Below are 4240 nucleotides of genomic sequence, written 5' to 3' on the forward strand. Positions count from 1 at the left end.
CCTGCGCGTCCTGTACGCCGGACTCGGCACCGCCCGCGTCCTGGATCGCCTCGCGTACGGCGGCGTAGGGGGCGGCCTCGTAGGGCTGGGTGGAGCCGCCGCGGGCGGGCGCCGGGCCCCGGCCGCCACGGTCGCGGGCCCAACGGGCCAGCTGCGCCACGCGTTTGACGACGAACTGGGTGTCGAGGATGCCGAGCATGCCGGCCAGCTGGACGGCGACCTCGTGCTGGGCGCCGCTGTTCTTGATGCGGGCGACGACCGGGGCGGCCTCGTCGAGGGCGGCGGCCCGGCCGCCGGGGGTCTCCAGGTCGTAGCGCGCGACGATCTGGCGGAGGGCGAACTCGAACAGCGGGGTGCGGGGTTCGACGAGGTCGGCGACGGCCTCGTCGCCCTTGGCCAGCCGCAGGTCGCAGGGGTCCATGTTGTCCGGCGCGATCGCGATGTACGTCTCGGCGGCGAACTTCTGGTCGTCCTCGAAGGCGCGCAGGGCCGCTTTCTGACCGGCCGCGTCGCCGTCGAAGGTGAAGATCACGCGTGCGGAGCCGTTGTCCATCAGCAGGCGGCGGAGGATCTTGATGTGGTCGGTGCCGAAGGCCGTGCCGCAGGTGGCGATGGCGGTGGTGACGCCGGCCAGGTGGCAGGCCATGACGTCGGTGTAGCCCTCGACGACGACCGCGCGGGACACCTTGGCGATGTCCTTCTTGGCGAGGTCGATGCCGTAGAGCACCTGCGACTTGCGGTAGATCGCCGTGTCGGGCGTGTTGAGGTACTTGGGCCCGTTGTCGGCCTCGTAGAGCTTGCGGGCGCCGAAGCCGACGACCTCGCCGCCGATGTCGCGGATGGGCCACATCAGCCGGCCGCGGAAGCGGTCGATGGGGCCGCGGCGGCCCTCCTGGGCGAGTCCGGAGAGGGTCAGTTCCTTGTCGCTGAAGCCCTTGCCGCGCAGATAGCGGGTGAGGTGGTCCCAGCCCTGGGGGCTGTAGCCGACGCCGAAGTGGACGGCTGCGGCCTGGTCGAAGCCGCGCTCGGCGAGGAACATCCGGCCGGCGTCGGCCTCGGGGCTGACGGCGAGCTGTTCGGCGTACCACTCGGCGGCGATCTTGTGGGCCTCGACCAGGCGGATGCGTTCGCCGCGCTGGTGGGACGGGTTGTAGCCGCCCTCCTCGTAGCGCAGGGTGATGCCGGCCTGGGCTGCGAGGCGCTCGACGGCCTCGGAGAAGGAGAGGTGGTCGACCTTCATCACGAACGTGAGGGTGTCGCCGCCCTCCTGGCAGCCGAAGCAGTGGAAGAGACCCTTGCTGGGGCTGACCTGGAAGGACGGTGACTTCTCGTCGTGGAAGGGGCAGAGGCCCTTGAGGTTGCCGCCGCCCGCGTTGCGCAGCTGGAGGTACTCGGACACCACGGCGTCGATCGGAACCGCGTCCCGAACCGCCTTCACGTCCTCGTCGTTGATCCGTCCTGCCACGTGGTGATTCTACGGGGGTGGACCGACATCCCCGGGACCGCGGACCCCACAGGGGACCGGGCGACGCCTACACGGTCAGCCGCTCGAGGGGGACGTGCGGGTCCGCCAGCGCCTCGGTGTCGACCGGGGCACCGGTCCGCACCAGTTTCTGGATGTGGTCTGTGACGTCCCACACGTTCACGTTCATCCCCGCCAGCACCCGGCCCTCCTTCACCCAGAACGCGACGAACTCCCGCTTGCCCGCGTCCCCGCGGATCACCACCTCGTCGTACGTGCCGGGCGGCGCCCACCCGCTGTACTCCATGCCCAGGTCGTACTGGTCGGAGAAGAAGTAGGGCACCCGGTCGTAGGTGACGTCCCTGCCGAGCATGGCGCGGGCGGCGGCCGGTCCGCCGTTCAGGGCGTTGGCCCAGTGCTCGACCCGCAGGGTGGTGCCGAACAGGCCGAGCGGGAAGGACGCCACGTCGCCGGCGGCGTGGATGTCGGGGTCGGAGGTGCGCAGCCGGGTGTCCACCGCGATGCCGCCGCCGTGGACGCGGTCGGCCAGCTCCAGTCCGGCCGCCTCGGCCAGGGCGGTCCGCGGGGCGGCACCGATCGCGGCGAGCACGTCGTGCGCCGGGTGTTCCTCGCCGTCGTCGGTGCGGGCGGCGAGGACCATGCCGTCCTGGCCGACGATCTCGGTGAGCCGGACGCCGAAGCGGAAGCGGACGCCGTGCTCTCGGTGCAGTTCGGCGAAGACATTGCCCAGCTCGGGGCCGAGGACACCGTGCAGCGGGGTCGGCTCCGGTTCGACGACGGTGACCTCGGCGCCGTACCCGCGGGCCGCCGCCGCGATCTCCAGGCCGATCCAGCCGGCGCCGGCGATCACGAGGTGGCCGTTGTCGCGGCCGAGCGCGGCGAGGACGCCCTTGAGGCGCTCGGCGTGCGCGAGGCGGCGCAGGTGGTGGACGCCCGCGAGACCGGTGCCGGGGATGTCGAGGCGGCGCGGTTCGGAGCCGGTGGCCAGCAGCAGCTTGTCGTAGTGGACGAGGGTGCCGTCGTCGCCGAAGCGGACCGTCTTCGCCGTACGGTCGATGGCGTCGACGGTCTGGCCCAGGTGCAGCTCGACGTCGTTGCGCGCGTACCAGGCCGGCTCGTGCACGAAGACGCTCTCGCGGCTCTCCTTGCCGAGCAGGAAGCCCTTGGAGAGCGGCGGACGCTCGTAGGGGTGATCGCGTTCGTCGCAGATCAGTATCACGCGGCCGGTGAAGCCCTCGGTCCTGAGTGTCTCGGCCGCCTTGGCGCCGGCCAGGCCTCCTCCGACGATGACGAATGTCTGATCCGCGTCGACCACGTGATGCCTCCTCGTAAGACTGCCGCCACCCGAGCGTCCCGCACGCGGGATGAGGGCGGAAGGGGGGATGACCCGATCAGGCCAGGGCGAGTGGCGTCCGGGCACGTTCGGGTTGCGTCGGGTTCAGGGTCTTGTGGTGAGGCGGGCGTGCAGGGACCGGGCCGAGGGATCGGTGAGGGAGGCGATCTGGTCGACGATCACCCGCTTGCGGGCGCGGTCGTCGGCGGCCAGGCCGAAGAGGGCACGGAACTGGGGGTCGAGGCCTTCGGGGGCGCGGGCGGTGAGCGCCTCGGCCAGCTCGCTGATGACGACGCGCTGGTCCGCGCGGAGCAGTTCCTGCTCGGCGCGCTGCATCACGTACCGGTCGGCGACGGCCTTGAGGACCGCGCACTCCAGGCGCGTCTCGTGCGGTACGACGAGTTCGGCGTCGTAGCGGGTGAAGGGCCGGGAGCCCCACCTCGCGCGCGTGGCCGCCTCGGCGGCCAGGCAGAAGCGGCCGATGAGCTGGCTGGTGGCGTCCTTCAGGCGGGCCTGGGCGGCGGCCGTGCCGTCGTAGCCGTGCGGCCACCACTCCTGGTCCTGGAGCCGGTCGAGGGCGGCGGCGAGTTCCGCCGGGTCGGTGTCCGCGGGCACGTAGCGGCCGACGGCGACGCGGAAGACCTCCGCGCGCTCCGGTTCCGCGCGCAGGGAGTCGGGGTCGATGTGGCCGGCGTGCAGGCCGTCCTCGACGTCGTGCACCGAGTAGGCCACGTCGTCCGACCAGTCCATGACCTGCGCCTCGAAGCAGGTGCGCGTGCCGGGGGCCTCCTTGCGGACCCAGTCGAAGACGGGGCGGTCGTCGTCGTAGACGCCGAACTTGGGGGACGCCGGGTCGGTCGGGTGCCCGCCGCGCGGCCAGGGGTACTTGGTGGCGGCGTCGAGGGTGGCGCGGGTGAGGTTGAGGCCGACGGAGCCCTCGGGGGTGAAGCGCTTGGGTTCGATGCGGGTGAGGAGGCGCAGCGACTGCGCGTTGCCCTCGAAGCCTCCACAGTCGTGGGCGAAGTCGTTGAGCGCCTGTTCGCCGTTGTGCCCGAACGGGGGGTGGCCGAGGTCGTGGGAGAGGCAGGCCGCCTCGACGAGGTCGGGGTCGCAGCCGAGGGCCGCGCCCAGCTCCCGGCCGATCTGGGCGCACTCCAGGGAGTGGGTGAGGCGGGTGCGGGGGGTGGCGTCCCAGGCGTCGGTGCGGGTGCCCGGGGTCACCACCTGGGTCTTGCCCGCGAGCCTTCTGAGCGCCGAGGAGTGCAGGACGCGGGCACGGTCGCGCTGGAAGGCGGTGCGGCCGGGGCGTTTGTCGGGCTCGACCGCCCAGCGTTCTGTTGACGGCACGTCGTAGGGCATGTCTCGACAGTAAGCGGCGGCGGTGACAATCGGGGCGCCACCCGGCCGCCGCTTACTGTCGAGAC

The 4240-nt window shown here is 72.2% G+C and carries 3 protein-coding genes; all 3 read right to left on the reverse strand.

The window, feature by feature from the left end:
- A partial coding sequence (gene dnaG / locus BZL64_RS30015) for a DNA primase (RefSeq protein ID WP_086772299.1) occupies window positions 1-1465 on the reverse strand: 1465 nt, incomplete at its 3' end.
- A gap of 67 nt (window positions 1466-1532) precedes the next feature.
- A complete protein-coding gene (locus tag BZL64_RS30020; protein ID WP_086772300.1) occupies window positions 1533-2798 on the reverse strand; it encodes an NAD(P)/FAD-dependent oxidoreductase in 1266 nt (421 codons plus the stop codon).
- A gap of 123 nt (window positions 2799-2921) precedes the next feature.
- Window positions 2922-4175, reverse strand: coding sequence for a deoxyguanosinetriphosphate triphosphohydrolase (locus BZL64_RS30025; RefSeq protein ID WP_086772301.1), 1254 nt, complete (start codon window positions 4173-4175; stop codon window positions 2922-2924).
- Window positions 4176-4240: the final 65 nt, after the last annotated feature.

The sequence above is a fragment of the Streptomyces bobili genome (assembly GCF_002154575.1).
Lineage (GTDB): Bacteria > Actinomycetota > Actinomycetes > Streptomycetales > Streptomycetaceae > Streptomyces > Streptomyces bobili.